The organism is Cupriavidus sp. OTU4054 (assembly GCF_038440175.1).
Lineage (GTDB): Bacteria > Pseudomonadota > Gammaproteobacteria > Burkholderiales > Burkholderiaceae > Cupriavidus > Cupriavidus pauculus_D.
Genome location: NZ_JASATF010000006.1, coordinates 238,131 through 262,742 on the forward strand (window position 1 = coordinate 238,131; position 24,612 = coordinate 262,742).

A 24,612-nucleotide genomic window follows, 5' to 3' on the forward strand; every position below is an offset into this window, starting at 1 on the left:
GCGTCAGCCCTTCACACGCAAGATCTCTTCTTCGACCGCGGGCAGCGCATCCTTGCCGAACCACATCTCGTCATTGACGAAGAATGTCGGCGAGCCAAACGCGCCGCGGTCGAACGCGGCCTGCGTGTTGTCGATCAGCGTCTGCTTGACGTCGGCCTGACCGATACGCGCGACAAAGGCCTCGGGATCGAAGCCGGCTTCGCCGAGCGTGGCCGCGAAGATCGCGGGGTCGTCCATCTTCTTCCCGTCTTCCCACATCGCCTTGAAGATCGCGTCCACATAGCGCGCGAAGGTCCCATCCGACTTGTCGTCAATGCGCGTGGCCACCGCGCCGCGCATCAGTTGCAGCGTATTGACGGGGAAATGCGGATTCGGGCGGTAGGCATCGAGCCCGTGGCGCGCAACAAAGCGGCGGACTTCCAGCCGGCCGTACTCCTGCTTGTTCTTGATGCCCGCGAACGCTTCCGCGGGCGAACGGTTGCCGGTCAGGCGGAACAGACCGCCGAGCAGCACCGGCACGTACTCGAACGGAACGCCCGTGCGCGCCGCGATGCGGGGGAGCACCTTGTGCGACAGATAGGCATTGGGACTGCCGAAATCGAAACAGAACTGGGCGCTCACCGCGGGTTTCGCATGGTTTGCCTCGGGCATGTCGGGTCTCCGAATTGTCTTTGTATTGCGGAACAATGTACTGCACTGCAATCCATCCTGCAACCGCACCAAGCAGGATTTCAGGCGCCACTATAGAATCTCGCGCATTCGCACCGTGTTTCGGTGTTTCCCACACGGAATCGCATTCCGATACGCAGCATGACTGAGCCATCACCCGCCGCCGCCCCGGCCACCGCCGCGCCCCGCCAGACCGCGCGGGCAAAGCGTCTGCTCAACGATCCGATCCTGCCGACGCTGTTGCGGCTGGCGGCGCCCAATATCGTCGTCATGCTCGCACAGGCGGCCGCGAACTTCCTCGAGAGTTATTACGTCGGTCAACTGGGCGTGCCCGCGCTGGCCGGGGCGGCGCTGGTCGTGCCGCTGGTCATGGCCATGCAGATGCTGTCCGCCGGCGCGGTCGGCGGCGCGATTTCCTCGGCCATCGCCCGGGCGCTGGGTGCCGGGCGGCACGCGGAGGCCGAGGCGCTTGCCCTCCATGCGACGGTGATCGGGATCGTGTTCGGCGTGGTGCTGAGCGTGGCGATGCTGGGACTCGGGCCCTATATCTATCGGGCGCTGGGCGGGCGCGACAGCACGCTGGCGGCGGCGGTCACCTACTCCAACGCGGTGTTTCTGGGCACCACCTTCCTCTGGCTGCTCAATGCGTTCGCGAGCATTCTGCGCGGCACCGGAAACATGCTGCTACCCGCTGCCGTGGTCACCGGTGGCGTGCTGGTCCTCGTGGTGGCATCGCCGGTGCTGATCTTTGGCGCCGGGCCGATTCCGCCGATGGGGATCGCCGGGGCCGGGCTGGCGCTCGTTTGCTATTACGCGGTGGGATTCGTGGTGCTGCTGGTGGCGCTGCTGCGCGGATATGGCGGCATCCGGCTGTCGTTCGCGCATCGGCTGCGGTGGTCGATGTTTGCCGAGATTCTCGGCGTGGGCATCTATGCCGCGGTGAACAGCCTGATGATCAATCTGTCCGTGATCACCGCCACGGCGATGATCGGGATGCACGGGCCGCATGCGCTGGCGGGCTTCGGGCTCGGTATCCGGCTCGAGTATCTGCTGGTGCCGCTGATCTTTGGCTTCGGGGCCGGGATGGTGGCGATGGTCGGCATGAACACGGGCGCCGGGCAGCATGCGCGGGCGCGGCGGGTGGCATGGACGGGCGCGTTGGTCGCCGCCGGGTTGTGCGAGCTGATCGGCCTTGCCGCGGCGATCTGGCCGGCGGCATGGCTCTCGCTCTTCACGCAGGACGAGGAGGCGATCCGGATGGGCGCGGCGTATCTGCGGGCGGTGGCGCCCGCGTATGGGCTCTTCGGGCTTGGGCTGGCGTTGTATTTCGCTTCGCAGGGCGCGCGGCGACTGGGATGGTCGGTCATCGCGGCCGTGTCGCGGGTGGCGGTGATCGGGTTGCTCGGGTATTTGACGCTGACGCTATGGCATGGCGAGCTCGGGGCGTTTTTCGCGGCGCTGGTGTTGGGGCTCGCGATCTTTGCCGCGGTGAACGCGGTGCCCTGGGTGCCGACTCCGCCGGCCCCTCTCCCTGACGGAGAGGGGAGCAAGCCGCTGGCCAGCGCCCCGAGGCGCTGAGCACGCGTCTCCGTCAGCGACGGTCTTCGTTGCGGGCCTGTTGGCCGCGCTGCTGCTGGAACTGACGCTGTTGCTGCTGTTGTTGTTGTTGCTGCTGCTGATGCTGTTGTTGCTGACGCTGCTGCTCGAATGCCTGCCGTTGCTGCTCCTGCGCCTGGCGTTGCTGTTCCATCTGCTGGCGCTGCATCGACTGTTGCCGCTGCTGCTCCATCTGCGCGCGCTGCTGTTCCTGCTGCGCGCGTTGCATCGCCTGCCGCTGCTGATCCTGCTGCTGCCTCTGCTGCTCGAACGCCCGTTGCTGTTCCTGCTGAGCCCGCTGCATGGCCGCCCGCTGCTGATCCTGCTGCTGCCGCTGCATGTCCTGCGCGCGTTGCTGCTCCTGCTGCGCGCGCTGCATCGCCGCCCTTTGCTGGTCCTGCTGCTGACGTTGCATGTCCTGCGCCCGTTGCTGATCCATCTGCGCGCGTTGCATCGCCGCCCGCTGCTGGTCCTGCTGCTGCCGCTGCATGTCCTGCGCGCGCTGCTGCTCCATCTGGGCCCGTTGCATGGCCGCCCGCTGCTCATCCTGCTGCTGCCGCTGCTGGGTAAATGCCCGCTGCTGATCCTGTCGCGCGCGGTCGCCCGCCGCCTGCTGCTCGCCGAGCTGGCGTTGCTGTTCCATCTGCTGCCGTTGCAACGCCTGTTGCTGCTGCCGCTGGAAGTCCGATCCCTGCCGCTGCTGCTCCTGCAACTGCCGTTGCTGTTCGAACTGCTGCCGCTGCAATGCCTGTTGCTGCTGCCGCTGGAAATCCGGTCCCTGCCGCTGCTGCTCCTGCAACTGCCGTTGCTGCTCGAACTGCTGCCGCTGCAATGCCTGTTGCTGCTGCCGCTGGAAATCCGGTCCCTGCCGCTGCTGTTCCTGCAACTGCCGTTGCTGCTCGAACTGCTGCCGCTGCAATGCCTGCTGCTGGCGCTGTGCCTCGGCCGGCAGGCCTCGCATCTGATCCGGCCGCGTCGAGTAGGTGCGGCCGTTGTCCGCCGCACCGGGCGCCGAAACGAACCCCTGCGGCTGACCCGGTCGGCCCGGCTGCCCTTGCTGCCACGACTGCCGGTCGCGCGGATGCTGCGCCGCCTGACTGACCCGCACATCCGAATACGACGCCACGGGCTGCGGCGAGCGGCCCGGCTGCCGTGCATCGGGCACCTGCGGCCCGCGCCATGCCGGACCGGCGCCCGCCGTGCCGCCTTCCCGCGCAAACCGCCGCGCGAGGTCGTCGCTCCGGACAAACCCCGGCGCCCGCGCCGCGATGGCCTCGCGATCGAACGTCTGCCGCGCCTGCGGCGGAAGATTGCGAACCGGCGCACCGCCGATCAGGCTCGTCTTGACCGGGGCGATCGCGGGTCCGCCATGCGCCTCGCCACCGGGAATCCGGCGCCACTCGTCGTTGTGCCCGCCTGCCCGATAGGGCGCGGACGGCCGCCCTTCGACGAACCCGCGCGCCGGCATGCCCGTGATCGCGCCGGGCACGCCCCGGTTGAACCAGCGATCCCGATCGCCACGCCCGTTCCAGTCGCGCGCCCCATAGTTGATGCGCGTGAGATACGTCGGACTCGACCGATAGATCGGCCGGTACCGTTCGCCGGGCCCCAGCGGATACCACGCGACGCCGGGCCCGCCGCCGATGCGGATCTGCGTCGAGCTGCCGATAAAGCCGACCACGGCCGGCGCATAATAGGGCCGCACGTTGGCCGGCCCCGGCACCCATCCCCAGCGATTGCCCACATGCGCCCAACGCCCATAGTGCGACGGCGCAAACCCCCATGGCGCATCATCGACCCACGTCCAGCCCCAGGGCGCCACCCATGCCCACTGCCCCACGCTATACGGCGCCCATCCCGGCGACACCGCGCGCGGGAACCAGACCGCGCCATAGTCGGCGTCCTGCTGCCAGTCGCCGTAATCGTCGAGCGCCGTATAGCCGGTCATGTCGCGCGGGACATACTGCGCCGCCACCGACCGGTCTTCGCGCGCATCGCGGTCCGCGGTCCAGCGGTCGAACGCATCGGTCGGCGCAAGATTGCCCGCGCCGGCGTCGGCCAGATCGGTTCCGGCGAACCGCACACGCTCGCCGCGCTCGAGTTCGGTGGAGCGGCTGTCGCCATAGAGCACGGCGCGGCCATGCCGCATCGTGACCGTCGTGGTGCTGCCATCGGGCGCGACATCCAGCCGGTAGTCGCCCGGCTCGCTCGGCACGAATGCCAGGTTCGGCGTATCGACCTCGACCGTCTGTCCCTGCGGCAGCGCGCGCACGCGCAACTGCAGCGTGCCCTGCGTGAGCTTGACCTGCGTGGTGTCGTCATCGAGATTGAGCACGGAAACCGCGGTCGCCCCGGCCAGCCGCACCGCCGTCGAGCCCGCATGGAGTTCCGCCCGGCCACCGGGATCGACCCACAACCGGTCGCCCGTGGTCACGGGGCGGTTGAGCCCCGTCGCCGCCCAGGTGTCGGAGCCCGCCGGCGCAAAGCTGACGTTGCCGCCGACATCGGTCAGCGTGGCCACCCGCGACGAGGGGTCGGCGCCCAGCGCCGCGTTGCCGGGATCGCCGAGCGGATTGCCCGAGGGATCGACGGGCTGGCCATAATCCTGTCCGCCCTGCCCCGGTGGGTACCCATAGCCTCCCTGTCCGTACCCCTGCGCGTACCCCTGCGCGTACCCCGGCGGCGCCGTACCCTGCGCGCCGGCCGAGGCCGCGATCACGCTGGCCAGCACCACGGGCGCAAGCCGCCACGAGGTCGCAAGCTTCGGACGCTTCGGACGCTTCGGTCGCTGGGGATCGATGGAGATAGAAAAGGGGCGCATTGCTTCGGTCTTGTTCAGGGAGTCCGCACCGGAGGCGGCAGTCGTATTGTCACCCTATATGCGGAACGGGGCGCGGCGCGCAACGGCGCGGGAGGACTTTGTAAGCACGTATTTCCCCGTGCCCGCACGCCGGCGGGGCATCCTTCCCGCCAAGGCCGGCGGCGGGCGGCTGCCCGGGCGGCGACGGCGGACAGCGTCCCCGCAGGCGGACGCACACGGAAACAAGTCTTGCAGTCGGAGCGCCATTCGAGGGTTACTGCTGCGCCGCACCAACCGGGGAAGAAGCGAGGGGGGCGCGACGTTCAGCGCGGCTGGTTGCGCAGGAAATCGGTCAGGCGATCCGGCGCCATCGGCCGGCCATACAGGTAGCCCTGCGCCTCGTAGCAACCGTTCGCGAGCAGGAAGTCGCGCTGGCCCGCGGTCTCCACGCCTTCGGCCACCACGCCGATGCCCAGGCTGTTGCCGACCGTGATGACGGAATTGACGATCGCGGCGTCCACGCCGTCATCGACGACGTTGCGGATAAAGGACTGGTCGATCTTGAGCCGGTCCACGGGAAACGACTTGAGGAACGACAGCGAGGCGTAGCCCGTCCCGAAGTCGTCGCAGGTCAGCGTCACGCCGTCGCGGCGCAGCGCCTGGAGCTGGTCGGAAACGTCGTCCCCCTGCTGGAGCGCGATCGTTTCGGTAATCTCGATCTCGAGCAGCGAGGGCGGCAGCTCGAGCGCGCGCAGCACGTGCCGGACTTCGGTCAGCAGCCGGCTTTCGGCCAGCTGGGCGGCAAACAGGTTGATGGCGACGCGCGGCGCTTCCTCGCCGAACTGGAGCGACCACGCCCGCGCCTGCGCGCAGGCCGTATGGAGCAGCCACATGCCGACGTCGCTGGCGACGCTGCTGGCGGCCAGCGCGTCGATAAACGCGGCCGGCGTGAGCAGGCCGAGCGTCGGATGGCGCCAGCGCATGAGCGCCTCGGCACCGAGCACCCGCCCGTCCCGCAGATCGACCTGGGGCTGGTACAGCAGCTCGAACTGCCGCTGGGCATAGGCCTCGCGCAGGGCCTGGACCAGCGACAGGCGCGTCGTCACGTCCGTGCGCATCTGCGGCTTGAAGAAACGGATTGTCCGGCCGCCATCGTGCTTGGCGCGCGCGAGCGCCAGGCTGGAGGCGGCCAGCACGTCGGAAGCGGTATCCCCGCCGGCCGGCAGCACGCACGCGCCGACGCTGGCCAGCACATGATGGCGGCGGCCGGCCATTTCATACGGGGCGGACAGCATCGACTGGATCGCGGCACTGACGTGGCGCACCAGAGTGGGGTCGGAAATGGACGTCAGCAGGACGCCGAATTCGTCGCCGCCGACGCGGCCGATCACCGCATCGCGCGGCGAGGCATCCTTGAGACGACGGGCCACGTGCTGGAGAATCAGGTCGCCTTCGGCGTGGCCATGCATGTCGTTGAACGCGCGAAAGTCGTCGATCCCCACAAGCAGCAAGGCGAAACGGGGCGTCGCGTCCGTCTGCAGACGCGTTTCCAGCCGCTTCAAGAATGCCTGGCGGGCGACCACGCCGGTCAGCGGATCGAGGTCCGCCGGCGGCAAGGCGCCAGTCGCCTTTGCCTCCGACTTGGCCACCATTCCTGCCCTATCTGTTGTGAATGACATTGTGCGCGCTTCAGCTATTTGGCAAGTGTGACGAAAACCATGGAAAAATCAAGCGTCTCAAATCGGCGGCGCAACCGCGCAACGTCGCCGCAAGGCGGCTTGCGGGCGTCGTTGAAATGGGTTGGGGCTTCGCGTACCCTACGCCGCAACGTCCCTCCGGTCGGAATGGTTACGCGCCGGCCGGGGATATGACATCTCATAACAAGAGCATCATCGTGAAGCACTGGACCATCCGAACGCGCATCCTGGCGAGCTTTACCTTTATTTTGCTGGTCATGACGCTGATGGCCGTGGTGTCGTACAACCGGCTGAGCAAGATCGAGCACGAGACCACCGTCATGCGTACCGACGCGCTGCCGGGCCTGACCTACAGCGCCGGCCTGCGCGGCGTCTGGGGCGAGATCTACGTGCTGGCGTGGCAGACCGTGACCGCCGCCGACGAAGGCCAGCGCGGCCGGCTGCTGGCGCAGACCAAGGACGCGATCCAGCGTTTCGATCGTTTGGAACAAATGTATGAGGCTTCCATCGCGCGCGAGGAAGACCGCGCGCGCTTCGAGGCCTTCAAGCAGGTGCGGGCCAAATACGATCAGGCCGCCCTCCCCTATATGGATCCGCTGCGGTGGAAGGACACCGCCACGGCCGAAGCCGCGCTGCGCGGCACCGCCCACGACCTCTGGTTCGATGGCCGCAAGCTGCTGCAGCAACTCGTGGACGACAACACCGCGGTAAACGACCGGGCGGCGGCGAGCATCGTCAGCGCCGTGGACGCGGCCAAGATCAGCATCGAGGTGGCGCTGGCCATCGCCGTGCTGGCCGCGGCCGTCTGCGGCTATCTGCTGCTGCGTGCGATCACCGTCCCGATGCGGACCATCGTCTCGCTGCTCGCGACCATGCGCGGCGGCGACCTGCGCCAGCGCATGGCGCTGGCCCGCCGCGACGAATTCCTTGCCGTCGAGGAAGGCTTCAACCAGATGTCCGGCGAACTGACGGGGCTGGTCGGCCAGGCCCAGCGCTCGGCCATCCAGGTCACGACCTCGGTCAACGAGATTGCCGCCACTGCGCGGCAGCAGCAGGCCACCGCGACCGAGACGGCCGCCACGACCACGCAGATCGGCGCGACCTCGCGCGAAATCTCGGCCACCGCGCGCGACCTCGTTCGCACGATCAGCGAGGTATCGCACGCCGCCGAGCAGACCGCGGGGCTGGCCGGTACGGGTCAGGTGGGCCTGTCGCGCATGGAAACCACCATGCACCATGTGATGGACGCCGCCGGTTCGGTCAATTCCCGTCTGGCCACGCTCAACGAGAAGGCCGGCAATATCAATCAGGTGGTGACGACCATCGCCCGCGTGGCCGACCAGACCAACCTGCTCTCCCTGAACGCGGCGATCGAGGCCGAGAAGGCCGGCGAGTACGGCCGCGGCTTCTCTGTCGTGGCCACCGAGATCCGGCGCCTGGCCGACCAGACCGCTGTCGCGACCTACGACATCGAGCAGATGGTGCGCGAGATCCAGTCGGCCGTGGCCGCGGGCGTGATGGGCATGGACAAGTTCTCGGAAGAAGTGCGCCGTGGCATGTCGGAGGTGACGCAGGTCGGCGACCAGCTGTCGCAGATCATCGGCCAGATCCAGTCGCTGGCGCCGCGCGTCCAGATGGTCAACGAAGGCATGCAGGCACAGGCCGGCGGTGCCGAGCAGATCAACCAGGCGCTGATGCAGCTGTCCGAGGCCGCGCAGCAGACCGTCGAGTCGCTGCGCCAGTCCAGCCAGGCGATCGACGAGCTCACGCTCACGGCCAACGAACTGCGCAGCGGCGTGTCCCGCTTCAAGGTCTGAGCGGCATTGTCGCCCGCGATGAAATTGTTCCTGCTGTTCCGCATCGGTAGCGATCATTACGCGCTCGACACCGCCGAGATCGCCGAGGTGCTGCCGCTGACCGCGCTGAAGCAGATTCCCGGCGCGCCGGCGTGGGTCGCGGGACTGATGGTCCGGCATGGCAAGCCGGTGCCGGTCATCGATATCTCCGCGCTGGCCGTCGGGACGCCCGTGGTCCCGCGCACGAGTTCCCGGACCGTGCTCGTCCACTATCGTCCGGCGCATGCGGGCGACGATCGTCCCGCGCAGCTGCTCGGCCTGCGGCTCGAGTACGCGACGGAGACGCTGCGCTGCGAGGAAGATTCGTTCGTCGATGGCGGCATCGATCCCGGTACGGCGCGCTACCTTGGCCCCGTGCGGCATGACGCGCGCGGGCTCGTGCAATGGATTACCGTGCCGGCGCTGCTGCCGGACGATGTGCGCGCGCTGCTGTACCCCGAGAGCAATGCCGCCCGGGATCTCGCCGTGAGTCATCCATGATCAACGCCATTCCGGACGCCACGCATATCGCGCTGCTGCTCAAGGAGCGGATCGGGCTCGATGCCGAGACCATCGGCGCCGGCGCGGTGGCGCGCGCGGTGCGCGATCGTCAGCTGGCGGTGGGCGTGGAGGATATCGCCGCCTACTGGAACGTGCTGCACGCCGCGCCCAACGAGCTTCAGGCGCTGATCGAGGCCGTGATCGTCCCCGAGACCTGGTTCTTCCGCCATCGCGAGGCGCTGCTGGCGCTCGCCCGCGCGGCCGCGCAGCGCGTGTTCGGCCTGCCGGCCGAGGGGCCGGGCGGGGTGCCGCTGTTACGCGTGCTCAGCGTGCCGTGCTCGACGGGCGAGGAACCGTACTCCATTGCGATGGCGCTGCTCGACGCCGGGATTCCGGCCGACCGCTTTCGCGTGGATGCGATCGATATCAGCGCGCGTTCGCTGGAGCGCGCGCGCATTGGCATTTATGGCCCCAACGCGTTCCGGAGCGGGCCGCTCGATTATCGCGAACGGCATTTCTCGATCGCGCCCGGGGCGGTGCACGGCAGCTACCAGATCGATTCGCGCGTGCGTGCGCAGGTGCGACTGCTGCGCGGCAATCTCGTGGACCCGCTGCTGCTCGCCAACGAGCTGCCCTATCACTTCGTGTTTTGCCGCAATCTGCTGATCTATTTCGACGCCGATACGCAGCGCCGCGCGGTTCGCACGCTGACGCGCCTGACGGAGGCGGACGGCATGATCTTCGTCGGTCCGGCGGAGGCGAGCCTGCTGACGCGTGAAGGGCTGCGCAGCACGGGGGTGCCGCTGGCGTTTGCGTTTCATCCGGTGCCGGCGGCGGATCCGATTGCCGCGAGCGCCGCGATTTGGCCACCGGTCCAGCACGCGCCGCCGCGCGCGGCCTTGCCGCCGCCCGCGCGGACGACGGTCCGGGCCCGGCGCCCGGGCGCGCAGGGAGACGGTCGCGCGGATGGCGCGGGCATTGGCGGCAACGGGCTCGCGAAAAGAGCGAGGGACGGTGCCGCGCGAGACGTTGCCGACAACAAGGGCGAGGAGGCGGGACGGCGATCCGCGCTGGCCGCCATCGCCGCGCGCGCGGACCGTGGCGAGCTGGCCGAGGCTACGGCCGCCTGCCTCGACTATCTGGACGCGCACGGCCAGTCGGCCGACGGATGGTGCCTGCTCGGCGTGCTGCACGACGCGGCCGCGCGTACGTCGGATGCGCAGGCCGCCTATCGCAAGGCGGTCTACCTCGACCCGGGCCACGAGGAAGCGCTCTATCATCTCGCCGCCTTGCTGGAAAGCGTGGGCGACGCGCCGGGGGCCATGCGCCTGCGGCAGCGCGCCCAGCGGCATGCACGCATGAACCATGGCTAAGCCCTCCGCGCCCCACGGGCCCGCCGAGGCCAACGTAGCAGCCAGGCCGAGTGGCGTTGGTGCCGACACGGGCGCCGGGCTCGTCGCGCGTACGATCGACGCCCCCCTGGTGCTCGACGAAAGCGCCGGCGCCATCGACGATTGCTGGCGCCGGATCGGCGAGACCGGCGACCGGAGCTGCCCCGAGCTCGTCAAGTACGTACGCTGCCGCAATTGCCCCGTCTATGCCAACGCAGCCGTTGCGCTGCTCGATGCGCTGTCCGTTGACGCGCCCATCGACATGGCCCAGCTGGAAGCCGCCACCGAGGCCCACCGTACCGCCCATGCGCGTGGCCGCTCGTGCCTCGTGTTCCGTGTCGGCGACGAATGGCTGGCGTTGCCGACCGTCGTCCTCGGCGAAGTTACCGCGCCGAGCCGCGTCCATTCGCTGCCGCATCGGCGGCATGCGGCACTGCTCGGCGTGGCGCCCGTGCGTGGCGCGCTGCTGCCCTGCCTGTCGCTCGCGCTGCTGTTCGACGTCAACGGCGCCACGGGCGACTTCAGCGCCGATGGCGACGCGCAGGCCGTGCGCGGGGCCCGCTTTCTGATCCTCGGGCAGGGACGCCAGGCACTGGCGCTGCCCGTCGATGAAGTCGCCGGCGTGCACGGCGTGCCCGATAACGCGCTGTTGCCATTGCCCGCGACGCTCGCGCGCGCATCGTCCCACTATACGGAGGCGCTGTTCGACCACGATGGCCGCACCGTCGGTCTGCTGAACGCGGCGATGCTGCGCCAGGCCCTCGCACGGAGCCTGTCATGAATCCCGAACAGCTACGCGATGCGTCGATGCTCGAGCTGTTCGCGCTCGAGGCCGACTCGCAGGCGGAGGTCCTCAATGCCGGCGTGCTCGCGCTCGAACGCGACCCCGTGGCGGCGGATCACCTCGAAGCGTGCATGCGCGCCGCGCATTCGCTCAAGGGCGCGGCGCGCATCGTGGGACTCGATGGCGGCGTGCGGGTCGCGCATGTCATGGAAGACTGCCTGGTGGCGGCACAGCGGGGCGGGCTGCTGCTGTCGCCCGCGCATATCGATGCGTTGTTGCAGGGGACTGACCTGCTGCAGCGCATCGGGCGGCCGCCGGGGGGCAGGGTCGATTGGTCGGAGACCGATGGGCGTGCGGAGATCGATGCGTTTGTTGTGCATATGTCTGCGGTGCTCGATGGGACGGTGGGGTCGTCGGTGCAGGGGGGGCGTGTAGCGGGACTGAGCGCGCATGGGCCATCGGCAACCGTGGCCGATCCCGACAGCCGGGGCCGGGCCGACGCGGGCCCAATGGCTGCCCCGACGGCGGGTCCGACCGCCGCCCCGATCACCGCCCCAATCGCCGCCCCGACCGCCGCCCCGATTGCCGACCCGATCGCCGCCCCGACCGCCGCCCCGATCGCCGGCCCGATCGCCGGCCCGACCGCCGCCCCGATCGCTGCCCCGATCGCTGCCCCGGTCGCCGGCCCGATCGCCGGCCCGATTGCCGGCCCGATTGCCGACCCGATCGCTGGCCCGATGGCTGGCCCGATGGCTGGCCCGATTACCGGCCCGGTCGCTGGCCCGATTACTGGCCCGTTTGCTAGCCCGGTCGCTGGCCCGATTACCGGCCCGGTCGCTGGCCCGAATACCGGCCCGGTCGCTGGGCCGGTTGCTGGCCCGGTCGCTGGGCCGGTCGCTGGGCCGGTCGCTGGGCCGGTTGCTGGCCCGGTTGCTGGCCCGGTTGCTGGGCCGTTTGCGGGCCCGGTTGCTGGCCCGGTTGCTGGCCCGGTTGCTGGCCCGGTTGCTGGTCCGGTCGCTGGGCCGGTTGCTGGCCCGGTCGCTGGGCCGGTTGCTGGCTCGGTTGCTGGGCCGTTTGCGGGCCCGGTTGCTGGGCCGGTTGCTGGGCCGGTTGCTGGGCCGGTTGCTGGGCCGGTTGCTGGGCCGGTTGCGGGCCGGGTTGCTGGCCCCGCTGCTGGGCCGACTGCTGGCCCGGCGGCCGGGGCTTCGCCCTCGGCGTTCGTCACAGCGCCCGTATCCGCGCGCGGCTCGGCGCCCAGTGGCACGCCCAGTGGCACGCCCGGTGCCACGCGCGGGCCGGCGCCCGGTGGCGCGCCCGGCAGCGCGTCTGCCGCCCCCGCGCCCATCCCGCGCCACGACACCGGCCTCGTCGACGACAGTCATGGCAAACAGGAACGCATGCTCCGCGTCAACGCCGACCGCCTCGACAGCGTCCTCGCGATGGCCGGCGAGGCCATGGTCGAGACGCACTGGCTGCATCCGTTCGGCGTGGCGCTCCAGCAGACGCGCCGCCAGCAGATGCGCGTCATGCAGGCCGTCGACAGCATGCAGGCACTCCTGGCCAGCCCCGATGCCAGCGCCGCCCGCATGGGCGCCGCCCTCGCCGACCTGCGCCGCATGCTCGGCGAGGCCAGCGACCAGCTCTCCCAGCGCGCCGACGAACTCGACCAGTACGATCATCGCGCCACGCGCCTCTCCCGCCGGCTCTACGACACGGCGCTCTCGTGCCGCATGCGTCCGCTGTCCGACGGCATCACCGGCTACGCACGCATGGTGCGCGACCTCGGCCGCGCGCTCGGCAAGTCGGTGCACCTCGAGCTCTCGGGCGAACACACGCAGGTCGATCGCGACATACTGGAGCAACTCGACGCCCCGCTCGCGCACCTGCTGCGCAACGCGGTGGATCACGGCATCGAGACCCCCGAGGCCCGCCGCGCGGCGGGCAAGCCCGAAGAAGGCCGCATCTCTCTGCACGCGCGCCATAACGCGGGCCGCCTGGTCATCGAGATCTTCGACGATGGCGCTGGCGTCGACTTCGACGCGCTGCGCGCGACCATCGTCCGGCGCGGCCTCGCGCAGCCCGATACCGCCACGCGCCTGTCGCAGGCGGAGATGCTCGAGTTCCTGCTGCTACCCGGCTTCAGCCTGCGCGAGACCGTGTCCGAGGTATCGGGCCGCGGCGTCGGCCTCGACGCCGTACAGGACATGGTGCGCGGCGTGCGTGGCAGCCTGCGCGTGACGCAGCAACCCGGCAGCGGCATGCACTTCCACCTCGAACTGCCGCTCACGCTGTCCATCGTCCGCGCGCTGCTCGTCGAAGTGGCCGGAGAAACGTACGCGTTTCCGCTCGGCCATGTGCTGCGCGCCGTCAGCGTGGCCCGCGAAGACATCGAGCAGGTCGAAGCGCAGCAGCACTTCCGGCACGACGGCAAACCGGTCGGCCTCGTCAGCGCCGCGCAATTGCTGCAGCGCCCGGAACGCCCGCAGGAAGATGCCGCGATTCCGGTGGTCGTGCTCGGCGAGCACGACCGCGTCTATGGCGTGGCCGTGGACCGGCTGATCGGCGAACGCACGCTCGTCGTGCAGCCGCTCTCGCCGGCGCTCGGCAAGATCAAGGACATCGCCGCCGGCAGCCTCACGGACGACGGCACCCCCGTGCTGATCTTCGACGTCGAGGACATGCTGCGCTCGGTCGAGAAACTGGTGTCCGACGGCCGCCTCGCGCAGGTGCGCCAGGTGGGACCGGAAGCCGGACAGGTGCGCCGCAAGCGCGTGCTCGTCGTGGACGATTCGCTGACAGTGCGCGAACTCGAGCGCAAGCTGCTTGCCGGACGCGGCTATGATGTCGCCGTCGCCGTCGATGGCATGGACGGCTGGAACGTGCTGCGCGCGGAGAAGTTCGACCTCGTGATCACCGACGTCGATATGCCGCGCATGGACGGCATCGAACTGGTCGGGCGCATTCGCGCGGAGCCGGCCCTCCAGCAGCTGCCGGTGATGATCGTTTCGTACAAGGACCGTGAACAGGACCGCGAACGCGGCCTGCAGGCCGGCGCGGATTACTATCTGGCCAAAGGCAGTTTCCACGATACCGCACTGCTCGACGCGGTACAGGACCTGATCGGCGAGGCACGCGCATGAAGATCGGTATCGTCAACGATTCACCGCTGGCCGTCGCGGCCCTGCGCCGCGCGGTCTCGCTCGAGAACTCGCACGAGATCCTGTGGGTCGCGGGCGATGGCGAGCAGGCCATCCGCATGGCGGCGTCGCGCACGCCCGACGTCATCCTCATGGACCTGCTGATGCCGGTCATGGACGGCGTGGAGGCCACGCGCCGCATCATGGCCGCCACACCCTGCGCGATCGTGATCGTAACCACCGACCTGGGCCGCAACGCCACGCAGGTCTTCGACGCCATGGGCCATGGCGCGATCGACGCCGTGGACACGCCCACGCTGACCGAACCCGATGCGCAGCTCGTCGCCGGTCCGCTGCTGCGCAAGCTGCGGAACATCGGCCGCCTGCTCGCGGGCCGCGGCGCGGTACCGCTCGCCGTGCGGCGCGCCACGCCGCTGCCAGCCGCCCCGCGGCTCGTGGCGATCGGGGCGAGCGCGGGCGGTCCCGCGGCCCTTGCCACGCTGCTCGCGGAAATTCCCGAGAACTTTGGGGCTGCCGTGGTGATCGTACAGCACGTGGATGAAGCGTTCGCGCAAGGCATGGCCGAATGGCTCGACGCGCAGTGCGCGCTGCCGGTACGCCTGGCACGCGCGGGGGAGACGCCGCAGACGGGCACGGTGCTGCTGGCCGGCACCAACGACCATCTGCGGCTCGTCGCGAGCGCGCAGTTCGCCTATACGCCGGACCCCGCCGATTCGCTCTACCGGCCCTCGATCGACGTATTTTTCGAGAGCGTGGTGGAACACTGGCGCGGCGAAGCGGTCGGCGTCCTGCTCACGGGCATGGGCCGCGATGGCGCGCTCGGGCTGCGAGCCATGCGGGAGCGTGGCTATCTGACGATTGCGCAGGACCAGGCGACCAGCGCCGTCTATGGCATGCCGAAGGCCGCCGCGGCGCTCGACGCGGCCTGCGACATCCTGCCATTGCCGAGGATCGCGCCACGATTGATCAAGGCCTGCGGCGGACGCCCGGCGTGCTGACGCGGCACGCCAAAGGGCAACGACAAGAATAGAATCAGGAAGCACACCATGTCCAGACACAACGAACCGGCCGACGCGGCGGCCAATGCCGAGTACCTGTCGATGGTGCTACTGGTCGATGACCAGGCCATCATCGGCGAGGCGATTCGGCGCGCGCTCGCCGGCGAGTCCGATATCGATTTTCACTACTGCGCGCAGCCCGAGGAAGCGGTGGCCGTGGCCGAGCGCACGCAGCCCACGGTGATCCTGCAGGATCTGGTAATGCCCGGCACCGACGGCCTGACCCTCGTGCGGCGCTATCGCGAGAACCCTGGCACGCGGGACATCCCGATCATCGTGCTTTCCACCAAGGAAGAGCCGACGATGAAGAGCGCGGCCTTCGCGGCGGGTGCCAACGACTACCTCGTGAAGCTGCCAGACAGCATCGAGCTCATCGCGCGCATTCGCTACCATTCGCGCTCGTACCTGAACCTGCTCCAGCGCGACGAGGCTTACCGCGCGCTGCGCCAGAGCCAGCAGCAACTGCTCGAAACCAACCTCGAGCTCCAGCGGCTGACCAACTCCGATGGCCTGACCGGCCTGTCCAACCGGCGTTACTTCGACGAGTATCTCGGCGCGGAATGGCGCCGCGCGCAACGCGAGCAGACACAGCTCGCGCTGCTGATGCTCGATGTCGATGCGTTCAAGGCGTACAACGACACCTACGGCCACGTGGCCGGCGACGAAGTGCTGCGCCGCGTGGCCAGCGTGATCCGCGACAACTGCACGCGTCCGGCGGACCTGCCGGCGCGCTTCGGTGGCGAGGAATTCTCGATGATCCTGCCGTCGACCTCGCCCGGTGGCGCACGCCTGCTCGCGGAGAAGGTGCGGCGGGCGATCGAGGGCATGAAGATACCGCACAGCGGCTCGCCCAATAGCGACTACGTGACGGTGAGCATCGGCGGCGCGGTAATCGTGCCGGAAGCCGACAGCATCTTCAGCAGCATCGTCGAAGCCGCCGACACAGGGCTCTACCAAGCCAAGCGCAGTGGCCGCAACCAGGTCGTCATGGTGTAACTATTTCCGCTTCTTTCGCGCGATGTAATGTTTTCCGCATCGCGCGCATCCCTTGTCCCGCCTGGCCTCGCGGGCGATCGTCACGCATCGTGTGTGTCCGGCGTGTAACCGGATTGTGGGATTCCTCCGACATGGATATCGGAGCGGTGCGTCTGCTCCGCGAGGTCCGACATGCCTATCGTTGCATCACGGCATGCGCGACTTCCTTCAGCTGCCTCACCGCTGCCCCGGCACGGCTGCTTCGCGCCCTTCTTTTCCACAACGGCGAGGTGAATCCATGACAAGCTTTAAGAACAAACTGACGGTAGGACTGGTGGTTGCGGCAACGGCACTGTTGGCCGCTTGCGGTGGGGATGACGGTATCGACGACCGCCTTGGCATTTCCAAGCCGGCCGTGCGTCTGCTCAACACGGTTCCGGTTGGCGTCAATGTCGACCTGTTCCAGAACGGCGCGCCGACGCAAGTCGCGAACGCGCCGTACAAGTACGTCTCGGCGTACTTCGACATCTCGAAGGACAACAACCTGTTCCAGCTGCGCGTCGCCGGTACGCAAACGGTGATCGGCCAGCAAACGATCAACGGCGCCACGGGCCACAAGTACTCGCTGGTTGCCACGCCGGGCTCGACCGGTGCCGAACTCGTCGTGATCGACGATCCGTATGACAAGGGCCTGACGTCCGACAAGGCGCGCGTGCGTGGCTTCAATGCCGCGCTGAATGCGCAGAACATCGACATGTACATCACGGCGCCCGCGATCGACATCACCTCGGTGAACCCGACGCTGGCCGCCATCGCGTACAAGAGCGCCAACCCGGCTTCGGGCTCCGATTCGATCTACTTCGACTCGGGTACCTATCGCCTGCGCATCACGGCAGCCGGTACGAAGAACGTGATCTTCGATTCGGGCGCGCTGACGCTGCAGAACAACGCCGACTGGCTGATCACGACGATCCCGGTGGACGGCATCGGCGCCGTGGTCCCGAACCGCATCAAGGTGCTGGTGGCACAGAGCAGCACGGGTCCGAGCGATTCGCAGGAACTGGTCACGCAGCCGCTCACGACCGCACCGGCAGCGCCCGCCTCGGCAGCCGCCGCTCAGTAAGCAGCACTCCGCTCCAAAGAAAAACGCCGCGAATCGCGGCGTTTTTTTTACGCCGCATCAAGCAGCGTTCTTTCGTTCCCCCACATCCTCGATGTCTTCCCGCAGCACCGCGAGGTGCGACAGGTAGGCATCGAGCTCGGCACGTCCGGAATCGGTAATGCAGTAGACACGACCGTTGCCTTCCACAAGCTCGGCGGTGATCGCGCGCGCCATCATCAGGCTGCGCAAGATCGGCCGCAACGCGCGGATATTCTTGTCGATACCGCGATCGCGCAGCCGCTCGACGAGGTTGAACACCGTCGCCGGACTGGCCTGTACGAGCTTCAGGATGTAAAGCCGGAATACAACCCGGTCCAACGGAGGCGGTTTCATGGTGGTTATCATGCTGACACGCCAAAAAAGCGGGGTGCACGCGGCACCCCCAAAGCTTGCGTTGTGTACGCCCGAGGTGCGGGCGTAGTTCCGTAGCGCAGCGCGCTATTCTTCCTGGAACGCTTCCTCGCGCTTCGCCTTGATCGACGGCAGTGCGACCACGGCGACGAGTGCGGCGGCTGCGATCAGCAGACCGAGCGACAGCGGACGGGTGAAGAACACGCCGAAGTCACCACGCGACAGCAGCAGCGAACGGCGGAAGTTCTCTTCCATCATCGGTCCCAGCACGAAGCCGAGCAGCAGCGGGGCCGGTTCGCACTTGAGCTTCAGGAACAGATAGCCGATCACGCCGAAGGCCGCAGCCATGAACACGTCGAACGTCTGGTTGTTCACCGAGTACACGCCGATGCAGCAGAACGTGAGAATCGCGGGGTACAGGAAGCGATACGGCACGGTCAGCAGCTTCACCCAGATACCGATCATCGGCAGGTTCAGGATGATCAGCATCAGGTTACCGATCCACATCGAGGCGATCAGGCCCCAGAACAGCGCGGGGTTGCTGGTCATGACCTGCGGACCCGGCTGGATGTTGTGGATGGTCATTGCACCGACCATCAGCGCCATCACGGCGTTCGGCGGAATGCCGAGCGTCAGCAGCGGGATGAACGAGGTCTGCGCCGCGGCGTTGTTGGCCGATTCCGGACCCGCCACGCCTTCGATGGCGCCCTTGCCGAATTCATGCGCGTACTTCGAGGTCTTCTTCTCGAGCGAGTAGGCCGCGAACGAAGCCAGTGCCGCACCGCCGCCCGGGAGGATACCCAGTGCCGAGCCCAGGAACGTGCCACGCAGCACGGCCGGGATCATGCGCCTGAAGTCTTCCTTCGTCGGGAACAGGTTCGTCACCTTGTTCGTGAACGTTTCGCGGGCTTCCTTCTGCTCGAGGTTCGCGATGATTTCCGCGAAGCCGAACATACCCATTGCCAGCGCGACGAAGTCGATGCCGTCGGTCAGTTCAGGCACGTCGAACGAGAAGCGCGCCGCGCCCGAGTTCACGTCGGTACCGATCAGGCCGCACAGCAGGCCCAGCACGATCATCGCGACGGCCTTCGGCAGCGAACCCGATGCCAGCACCACGGCACCGATCAGGCCCAGCACCATCAGCGAGAAGTATTCGGCGGGGCCGAACTTGAACGCGAGTTCCGACAGCGGCGTTGCGAATGCGGCCAGGATCAGCGTGGCCACGCAACCGGCGAAGAACGAACCCAGACCGGCGGTGGCCAGCGCCACACCGGCGCGGCCGCGCCGTGCCATCTGGTAGCCATCGATCGTGGTCACCACCGACGACGATTCACCTGGCAGATTCACCAGAATGGCCGTGGTGGAGCCGCCGTACTGCGCGCCGTAGTAGATACCGGCCAGCATGATCAGCGCGGCCACCGGCGGCAGCGAGTACGTCACCGGCAGCAGCATCGCGATGGTCGCGAGAGGGCCGAGGCCCGGCAGCACGCCGATCAGCGTACCGAGCACGCAGCCCAGGAACGCGTACGCGAGGTTCTGCAGCGTCAATGCCGTGGAAAAGCCCAGGGCAAGGTGATCGAACAATTCCATATGCGTGCGCTCCTTAGCCCGTAATGAAAGCAGGCCACACCGGCATCTGCAGGTTGATACCGTAGACGAAGGCGCCCATGCTGATCAGTACCAGCACGACCCCTGCGCACAACGCACCCTTCCAGCTGAATTCGTGGCTTGCCATCGACGAGATGACGACCAGCACGAACACCGACAGCACCATGCCGAGCGGCTTCAGCAGCAGACCGAACAGCACCACCGAACCCAGAATCCACAACAGCGTCTTCAGGTCCCAGCGGGCCAGCTGGTCTTCTTCACCCTTGGTGCCCAGCGAGCCGATCGTCACGATCACGCCGAGCAGGGCCAATACGAGGCCCAGCAGGAACGGAAAGTATCCGGGGCCCATTTTCGCGGCTGTTCCCATGGAATAACCGCGCGCGACGAAGGAAAAGCTCAGGCCGACCAGGATGAACATCAGGCCGGAAGCGAAATCCTTTTGGCTGCGTATGCGCAAAGCGAATCTCCTCAACGTTTAACAAACCATGCCACTCGCGTGGTGCGCCGGCTCAGGCGCGAGATGCGAGCGCAACCAGAAAAAGGGTGCGGTCGGCAGGATGGGACGAACAGTAGAGACGCGATCTTTCAGCCGCCTTTCAGTTGTCTGGTGTTTAGGGTATTCACCGAGACACGACGATGACCGCTGGAAAACGCTATTTTTCGCGTTATATCACGTCGTGATATATCTATGCGCATGCAGCGGAAATGATGGTGCGGTGCGTCGAAAGGGGATTGAAAGCGAAGGGTCCCGTAACTGGCGGATCGAATCTTTCGATTGCCTTACACGTGAATGCTCACGCGGACATTCGCGCGCTCGCGCAAATGTCTCTCATGTGAAATTGCGATGAATGCGTTGAAACTATCGCCCTACTTCAGCGGGGGTCGGTAGCAGGAGTGGGTAGCGTGTCGCGCGCGGCGTCCTCGCAGGGCGTGGCCATGCTCGTGTCCGCGGCCTGCCCCATCGCGGCGGGTGCCGGCTCCTCCGGCAGAATATGGCTGCGCCGCCAGTTGCCGAAGCGATAGTACCCCCATGCCAGCGCGACGGAGATGATCGACCCGAGCGGAAAGCTCCACCAGATCGATTCGGCGCCGATGCGCTCCCCGAGCAGCCAGGCGAACGGCAGCCGGATGCCCCACATCGCGACGAACAGGATCACGAGCGGTGCCATCACGGCACCCGTCGCGCGCACGGTGCCGAAGATCACGATCGTGAAGCCGAACAGGATGAACGACCACAGCACCACATGGTTGATATCCTGCGCGATGGAGATGGCGAGGCTATCGTCGCCGAGGAACAGGCTCAGCGAATGGCGGTTGAACACGTAGAGCAACGCGACCAGCGCGCCGGTCATGGCCAGGTTGAACAGCAGGCCGACCTGCGTGATGCGCGTGACGCGCGCCCACAGCCCGGCGCCGACGTTCTGCGCGACCATCGACGACACGCTCGCGCCGACGGCCAGCGCGGGCATCTGCACGTACGTCCACAGCTGGGAGGCCACGCCGTAGGCCGCGGTGGTCTGCGAACCGTACGTATTGACCAGCGACATCATGACGATGGCCGACGACGAGATCACGACCATCTGCAGGCCCATCGGCAGGCCCTTCATCACGAGCGCGCGCAGGATCGCCCCATCGGGCCGCAGCAGGTTCAGTTGCCCGCGATGGAGCAGCAGGAAATGCTTGCGTCGATAGAGCAGCGCGATCATCGCGAACAGGCTGGTCACCTGCGCGATCAGCGTCGCCATGGCCGACCCCGCGATGCCCATCGCCGGAATCGGACCCACGCCAAAGATCAGCACGGGATTGAGCACGACGTCGATGACCACCGACAACAGCATGAAGTAGAACGGCGTGCGCGAATCCCCGGCACCGCGCAGCGCCATCATCACGAAGTTGTAGAAGTACATGAACGGCAGCGCGATGAAGATCACCCGCAGGTACACCTCCGCGAGCGGCGTGGCATCGGCCGGCGTGTGCATGGCGGCGAGGATCGACGGTGTGAACACGTAGCCGAGCGCCGCCGCGAATACGGACAGCAGCACGAAGAACGTCGTGCCGGTGCCGACCACGCGCCGCGCCTCCTCGATGTTCCGCGCGCCCACCGCCTGGCCGATCATGATCGTATTGGCCATGCTGATGCCGAACACCACGCCGAGCAGGAAGAACAGGATGATGTTCGCGTTGGACGTGGCCGTGAGCGCGGCCTCTCCCAGATACCGCCCGACCCAGACCGCGTTGACCGAGGCATTGAGCGACTGCAGGATGTTGCTGCCGAGCACCGGGAGCGAAAAGGCGAGGAGCGTTCGGCCGATCGGGCCGGAGGTCAGTCTGGCGTCTGGTTTCATCCGCACGATTATAGGTGCGGGGCGCGGAGAACCATGTCGGTGCATGGCCGACGCGAGGGAGGGAAAAAGGGGGGTATGGTGCGAATTGCACGCGCTCGGGGTAAGCTTGCGGTTTCGTTCCCGCCCACCCCGCTGGCGCCCTCAATGTTGCGGCGCCGCACCTCAGGAGACACGCATGTACCAGGATCTCGCCCTCTATATCGACGGAGAATTCGTCAAGGGCGGCGACCGGCGCGAGCAGGACGTGCTCAACCCGGCCACCCAGGAAGTCATCGGCAAGCTGCCGCACGCCTCCCGTGCCGACCTGGATCGCGCGCTCGCCGCGGCGGAGCGGGCCTTCGAGTCGTGGAAGAAGACTTCGCCGCTGGACCGTTCCAAGATCCTGCGCCGCGTGGCCGAACTGACCCGCGAACGAGCCAAGGACATCGGCCGCAATATCACGCTGGACCAGGGCAAGCCGCTCGCGGAAGCCGTGGCCGAGGTCATGATCTGCGCCGAGCATGCCGAATGGCACGCCGAGGAATGCCGCCGCATCTACGGCCGCGTGATTCCGCCGCGCCAGCCCAACGTGCGCCAGATCGTCGTGCGCGAGCCCATCGGCGTATGCGCGGCCTTCACGCCGTGGAACTTTCCGTTCAACCAGGCCATCCGCAAGATGGTGTCCGCGATCGGCGCGGGCTGCACGCTGATCCTGAAGGGGCCGGAAGACTCGCCGAGCGCCGTGGTCGCGCTGGCCCAGCTGTTCCACGATGCAGGCCTGCCCCCGGGCGTGCTGAACATCGTCTGGGGCGTGCCGGGCGAGATTTCGTCGTACCTGATCGAATCGCCGATCGTGCGCAAGATCTCGTTCACGGGCTCCGTGCCGGTGGGCAAGCAGCTGGCGGCACTGGCCGGCGCCCATATGAAGCGCGTGACCATGGAGCTGGGCGGCCATTCGCCGGTGCTGGTGTTCGACGACGCCGACATCGAGCCGGCCGCCGAGATGCTGGCCCGCTTCAAGCTGCGCAACGCCGGCCAGGTCTGCGTGTCCCCGACCCGCTTCTACGTGCAGCAGGGCGCGTACGACAAGTTCCTGGCGCGCTTTACCGAGGTCATCGGCTCGATCAAGGTCGGTAACGGCCTCGAAGACGGCACGCAAATGGGCCCGCTCGCGCACGAGCGCCGCATTGCCTCGATGGAGCAGTTCCTCGACGACGCGAACCATCGCGGCGGCAAGATCGTGGCCGGCGGCTCGCGCATCGGCGACAAGGGCTACTTCTTCGCCCCGACCGTCATCACGGACCTGCCCGACGATGCCAAGCTGATGACCGACGAGCCGTTCGGCCCGGTGGCCCCGGTCGTGCGCTTCAAGGACACGGACGAAGTCCTGCGCCGCGCCAACAGCCTGCCGTTCGGCCTGGCCTCGTACGTGTTCACCAACTCGCTGAAGACCGCCAACTACGTGTCGAACGGGCTCGAAGCCGGCATGGTCAATATCAACCATTTCGGCATGGCGCTCGCCGAGACGCCGTTCGGCGGCATCAAGGACTCGGGCATCGGCAGCGAAGGCGGCCAGGAAACGTTCGATGGCTACCTCGTGACCAAGTTCATCACGCAGGTCTGAGCGCTATCGGAAGAACTCCCCGCGTGTCAGGAACGTGAAGTTGGCTTCCTCGGCCATCAGCCACACGAGGACCAGCAGGCATAGCGGGGGCAGGAGGATGGCGCAGATCAGCGCCATCCTCTCCCATGCCATATGCATGAACACCGCGATGATCAGGCCGGCCTTCGCCGCCATGAAGATCAGGATGAGCGTCCAGCGCAGATAGCCCTGCACGTGGAAGTAGTCCACCCCGTACGACATGGCCGACAGGACAAACAGCAGCAGCCACACTTTCAGATACAGACTGATCGGATGTTGTTGATGTTGTTGATGCTGTTGATGTTGCGGATGCAGTTGATGGACCTGGGCTTCCATGGGACACCTCACCAGAGGTAGAACAACGCGAAGATGAATACCCACACCAGATCCACGAAGTGCCAGTACAGTCCGGCGATCTCGACGATCTGGTAGTTGCCGGTCCGCTCGTAACGGCCGCCCAGTACCCGCAGCGCCACCACCAGCAGATAGATCACGCCGCACGTCACGTGCAGGCCATGAAAGCCCGTGATCATGAAGAACGTCGAGCCGAACTGCGCGGCCCCCATCGGGTTGCCCCACGGCCGCACGCCCTCATCGACGATCAGCTTGGTCCATTCGAACGCCTGCATGCCGACGAACATCGCGCCGAACAGCGCGGTCACCAGCATCAGCATCGCGCATTCGCGACGCTGGCGCCGATAGGCGAAATTGACGGCCATCGCCATGGTGCCGCTGCTCGTGATGAGCACGAACGTCATGATGGCGATCAGGATCAACGGCACGGGCTGCCCGCCGAAATCGAGCGCGAACACTTCGCTCGGATTCGGCCACGGCACCGTCGTCGACATCCGCACGGTCATGTAGCCGGTCAGAAAGCAGCTGAACACGAATGTGTCCGACAGCAGGAAGATCCACATCATTGCCTTGCCCCAGGACACCTTGAACGCGCGCTGGTCCGACGACCAGTCCGCGACGAGGCCCCGGAACCCATCCGGCAGCCTGGCCAGCGGATCCTGTGCAGTGGAGAGTGGCGCGGTCATGGCGTCTCCTTCGTTGTCGCG

At 67.4% G+C, this 24,612-nt stretch carries 19 protein-coding genes and 2 pseudogenes; 11 read left to right on the forward strand and 10 right to left on the reverse strand.

Annotated elements, in window-relative coordinates; genetic code table 11:
• Positions 1 to 3: 3 nt before the first annotated feature.
• Entirely contained in the window at positions 4 to 651 is a 648-nt protein-coding gene (locus AAHB16_RS10430; protein ID WP_150375036.1) for a 2-hydroxychromene-2-carboxylate isomerase, read from the reverse strand.
• A gap of 159 nt (positions 652 to 810) precedes the next feature.
• On the opposite strand from AAHB16_RS10430, the gene AAHB16_RS10435 reads away from it, so the two are divergent.
• Positions 811 to 2,247 carry an MATE family efflux transporter gene (locus AAHB16_RS10435; RefSeq protein ID WP_150375037.1) on the forward strand — a complete coding sequence of 479 codons (1,437 nt, stop codon included), beginning with the start codon at positions 811 to 813 and terminating at the stop codon, positions 2,245 to 2,247.
• Between the two features lie 13 nt (positions 2,248 to 2,260).
• Here the strand turns inward: AAHB16_RS10435 and AAHB16_RS10440 are convergent, their stop codons facing one another.
• Both AAHB16_RS10440 and AAHB16_RS10445 read right to left on the reverse strand, forming a co-directional pair.
• Positions 2,261 to 5,086 carry a DUF6600 domain-containing protein gene (locus tag AAHB16_RS10440; protein WP_342050801.1) on the reverse strand — a complete coding sequence of 942 codons (2,826 nt, stop codon included), beginning with the start codon at positions 5,084 to 5,086 and terminating at the stop codon, positions 2,261 to 2,263.
• 302 nt (positions 5,087 to 5,388) lie between these two features.
• A complete protein-coding gene (locus AAHB16_RS10445) occupies positions 5,389 to 6,717 on the reverse strand; it encodes a putative bifunctional diguanylate cyclase/phosphodiesterase (protein WP_150375039.1) in 1,329 nt (442 codons plus the stop codon).
• A 215-nt stretch (positions 6,718 to 6,932) separates the two neighbouring features.
• Between AAHB16_RS10445 and AAHB16_RS10450 the strand changes: the two genes are divergently transcribed.
• The 5 genes and pseudogenes from AAHB16_RS10450 to AAHB16_RS10470 form a co-directional block, all read left to right on the forward strand.
• Positions 6,933 to 8,579 (forward strand): methyl-accepting chemotaxis protein, encoded by a 1,647-nt coding sequence (locus tag AAHB16_RS10450; RefSeq protein ID WP_317889560.1) that lies wholly within the window; start codon positions 6,933 to 6,935, stop codon positions 8,577 to 8,579.
• 18 nt (positions 8,580 to 8,597) lie between these two features.
• On the forward strand, positions 8,598 to 9,098 hold the full coding sequence (locus AAHB16_RS10455) for a chemotaxis protein CheW (RefSeq protein ID WP_150375041.1): 501 nt from the start codon (positions 8,598 to 8,600) through the stop codon (positions 9,096 to 9,098).
• Positions 9,095 to 10,471: a CheR family methyltransferase gene (locus tag AAHB16_RS10460; RefSeq protein ID WP_342050802.1), complete on the forward strand. Its 1,377-nt coding sequence runs from the start codon at positions 9,095 to 9,097 to the stop codon at positions 10,469 to 10,471. Before AAHB16_RS10455 ends, AAHB16_RS10460 begins: the two co-directional genes overlap by 4 nt.
• Positions 10,464 to 11,270, forward strand: coding sequence for a chemotaxis protein CheW (locus tag AAHB16_RS10465; RefSeq protein ID WP_150375042.1), 807 nt, complete (start codon positions 10,464 to 10,466; stop codon positions 11,268 to 11,270). Before AAHB16_RS10460 ends, AAHB16_RS10465 begins: the two co-directional genes overlap by 8 nt.
• Positions 11,267 to 11,665: pseudogene (locus AAHB16_RS10470) on the forward strand (Hpt domain-containing protein); the annotation flags it as partial. The gene AAHB16_RS10465 and the pseudogene AAHB16_RS10470, both read left to right, overlap by 4 nt.
• Positions 11,666 to 11,907: 242 nt before the next feature.
• Here the strand turns inward: AAHB16_RS10470 and AAHB16_RS32745 are convergent.
• Positions 11,908 to 12,618, reverse strand: a pseudogene (locus tag AAHB16_RS32745) (hypothetical protein); the annotation flags it as partial.
• Positions 12,619 to 12,670: 52 nt separating this feature from the next.
• Here AAHB16_RS32745 and AAHB16_RS10475 point away from each other — a divergent pair.
• The 4 genes from AAHB16_RS10475 to AAHB16_RS10490 all read left to right on the forward strand — a co-directional run bounded on the left by AAHB16_RS10475 (position 12,671) and on the right by AAHB16_RS10490 (position 17,587).
• The gene (locus AAHB16_RS10475) at positions 12,671 to 14,413 is read left to right on the forward strand and encodes a hybrid sensor histidine kinase/response regulator (protein ID WP_342050817.1); all 1,743 of its coding nucleotides are present in this window, start codon (positions 12,671 to 12,673) and stop codon (positions 14,411 to 14,413) included.
• Positions 14,410 to 15,429: a chemotaxis response regulator protein-glutamate methylesterase gene (gene cheB / locus AAHB16_RS10480; protein WP_342050803.1), complete on the forward strand. Its 1,020-nt coding sequence runs from the start codon at positions 14,410 to 14,412 to the stop codon at positions 15,427 to 15,429. The genes AAHB16_RS10475 and cheB overlap by 4 nt, the downstream gene beginning before the upstream one ends.
• Before the next feature lie 48 nt (positions 15,430 to 15,477).
• Entirely contained in the window at positions 15,478 to 16,485 is a 1,008-nt protein-coding gene (locus tag AAHB16_RS10485) for a response regulator (RefSeq protein WP_150375044.1), read from the forward strand.
• 277 nt (positions 16,486 to 16,762) lie between these two features.
• The gene (locus AAHB16_RS10490) at positions 16,763 to 17,587 is read left to right on the forward strand and encodes a DUF4397 domain-containing protein (protein WP_150375045.1); all 825 of its coding nucleotides are present in this window, start codon (positions 16,763 to 16,765) and stop codon (positions 17,585 to 17,587) included.
• Between the two features lie 57 nt (positions 17,588 to 17,644).
• On the opposite strand, the gene AAHB16_RS10495 is transcribed toward AAHB16_RS10490, so the two are convergent.
• The 4 genes from AAHB16_RS10495 to AAHB16_RS10510 form a co-directional block, all read right to left on the reverse strand.
• Positions 17,645 to 17,959 carry a helix-turn-helix transcriptional regulator gene (locus AAHB16_RS10495; RefSeq protein WP_150377347.1) on the reverse strand — a complete coding sequence of 105 codons (315 nt, stop codon included), beginning with the start codon at positions 17,957 to 17,959 and terminating at the stop codon, positions 17,645 to 17,647.
• Between the two features lie 105 nt (positions 17,960 to 18,064).
• Complete coding sequence (locus tag AAHB16_RS10500) at positions 18,065 to 19,567, reverse strand: tripartite tricarboxylate transporter permease (RefSeq protein ID WP_150375046.1); 1,503 nt, start codon at positions 19,565 to 19,567, stop codon at positions 18,065 to 18,067.
• Between the two features lie 13 nt (positions 19,568 to 19,580).
• Positions 19,581 to 20,042: a tripartite tricarboxylate transporter TctB family protein gene (locus AAHB16_RS10505; protein WP_150375047.1), complete on the reverse strand. Its 462-nt coding sequence runs from the start codon at positions 20,040 to 20,042 to the stop codon at positions 19,581 to 19,583.
• A gap of 415 nt (positions 20,043 to 20,457) precedes the next feature.
• Positions 20,458 to 21,930, reverse strand: coding sequence for an MATE family efflux transporter (locus tag AAHB16_RS10510; protein WP_342050804.1), 1,473 nt, complete (start codon positions 21,928 to 21,930; stop codon positions 20,458 to 20,460).
• 175 nt (positions 21,931 to 22,105) lie between these two features.
• Here AAHB16_RS10510 and AAHB16_RS10515 point away from each other — a divergent pair, with 175 nt between their 5' ends.
• A complete protein-coding gene (locus tag AAHB16_RS10515; protein ID WP_150375049.1) occupies positions 22,106 to 23,533 on the forward strand; it encodes an NAD-dependent succinate-semialdehyde dehydrogenase in 1,428 nt (475 codons plus the stop codon).
• A gap of 3 nt (positions 23,534 to 23,536) precedes the next feature.
• Here AAHB16_RS10515 and AAHB16_RS10520 read toward each other — a convergent pair whose 3' ends face one another.
• Together AAHB16_RS10520 and AAHB16_RS10525 are read right to left on the reverse strand one after the other, a co-directional pair.
• Positions 23,537 to 23,887 carry a cytochrome C oxidase subunit IV family protein gene (locus tag AAHB16_RS10520; RefSeq protein ID WP_342050805.1) on the reverse strand — a complete coding sequence of 117 codons (351 nt, stop codon included), beginning with the start codon at positions 23,885 to 23,887 and terminating at the stop codon, positions 23,537 to 23,539.
• 8 nt (positions 23,888 to 23,895) lie between these two features.
• Complete coding sequence (locus tag AAHB16_RS10525; protein ID WP_150375051.1) at positions 23,896 to 24,591, reverse strand: heme-copper oxidase subunit III family protein; 696 nt, start codon at positions 24,589 to 24,591, stop codon at positions 23,896 to 23,898.
• Positions 24,592 to 24,612: the final 21 nt, after the last annotated feature.

Coding starts and splice junctions, on each gene's coding strand:
- cheB (WP_342050803.1), top strand. CDS start 14,410: ATGAAGATCGGTATCGTCAACGATTCACCGCTGGCCGTCGCGGCCCTG.
- AAHB16_RS10510 (WP_342050804.1), bottom strand. CDS start 21,930: ATGAAACCAGACGCCAGACTGACCTCCGGCCCGATCGGCCGAACGCTC.
- AAHB16_RS10455 (WP_150375041.1), top strand. CDS start 8,598: ATGAAATTGTTCCTGCTGTTCCGCATCGGTAGCGATCATTACGCGCTC.
- AAHB16_RS10495 (WP_150377347.1), bottom strand. CDS start 17,959: ATGAAACCGCCTCCGTTGGACCGGGTTGTATTCCGGCTTTACATCCTG.
- AAHB16_RS10450 (WP_317889560.1), top strand. CDS start 6,933: ATGACATCTCATAACAAGAGCATCATCGTGAAGCACTGGACCATCCGA.
- AAHB16_RS10490 (WP_150375045.1), top strand. CDS start 16,763: ATGACAAGCTTTAAGAACAAACTGACGGTAGGACTGGTGGTTGCGGCA.
- AAHB16_RS10485 (WP_150375044.1), top strand. CDS start 15,478: ATGTCCAGACACAACGAACCGGCCGACGCGGCGGCCAATGCCGAGTAC.
- AAHB16_RS10445 (WP_150375039.1), bottom strand. CDS start 6,717: ATGGTGGCCAAGTCGGAGGCAAAGGCGACTGGCGCCTTGCCGCCGGCG.
- AAHB16_RS10515 (WP_150375049.1), top strand. CDS start 22,106: ATGTACCAGGATCTCGCCCTCTATATCGACGGAGAATTCGTCAAGGGC.
- AAHB16_RS10460 (WP_342050802.1), top strand. CDS start 9,095: ATGATCAACGCCATTCCGGACGCCACGCATATCGCGCTGCTGCTCAAG.
- AAHB16_RS10525 (WP_150375051.1), bottom strand. CDS start 24,591: ATGACCGCGCCACTCTCCACTGCACAGGATCCGCTGGCCAGGCTGCCG.
- AAHB16_RS10500 (WP_150375046.1), bottom strand. CDS start 19,567: ATGGAATTGTTCGATCACCTTGCCCTGGGCTTTTCCACGGCATTGACG.
- AAHB16_RS10440 (WP_342050801.1), bottom strand. CDS start 5,086: ATGCGCCCCTTTTCTATCTCCATCGATCCCCAGCGACCGAAGCGTCCG.
- AAHB16_RS10465 (WP_150375042.1), top strand. CDS start 10,464: ATGGCTAAGCCCTCCGCGCCCCACGGGCCCGCCGAGGCCAACGTAGCA.
- AAHB16_RS10475 (WP_342050817.1), top strand. CDS start 12,671: ATGCTCCGCGTCAACGCCGACCGCCTCGACAGCGTCCTCGCGATGGCC.
- AAHB16_RS10430 (WP_150375036.1), bottom strand. CDS start 651: ATGCCCGAGGCAAACCATGCGAAACCCGCGGTGAGCGCCCAGTTCTGT.
- AAHB16_RS10435 (WP_150375037.1), top strand. CDS start 811: ATGACTGAGCCATCACCCGCCGCCGCCCCGGCCACCGCCGCGCCCCGC.
- AAHB16_RS10520 (WP_342050805.1), bottom strand. CDS start 23,887: ATGGAAGCCCAGGTCCATCAACTGCATCCGCAACATCAACAGCATCAA.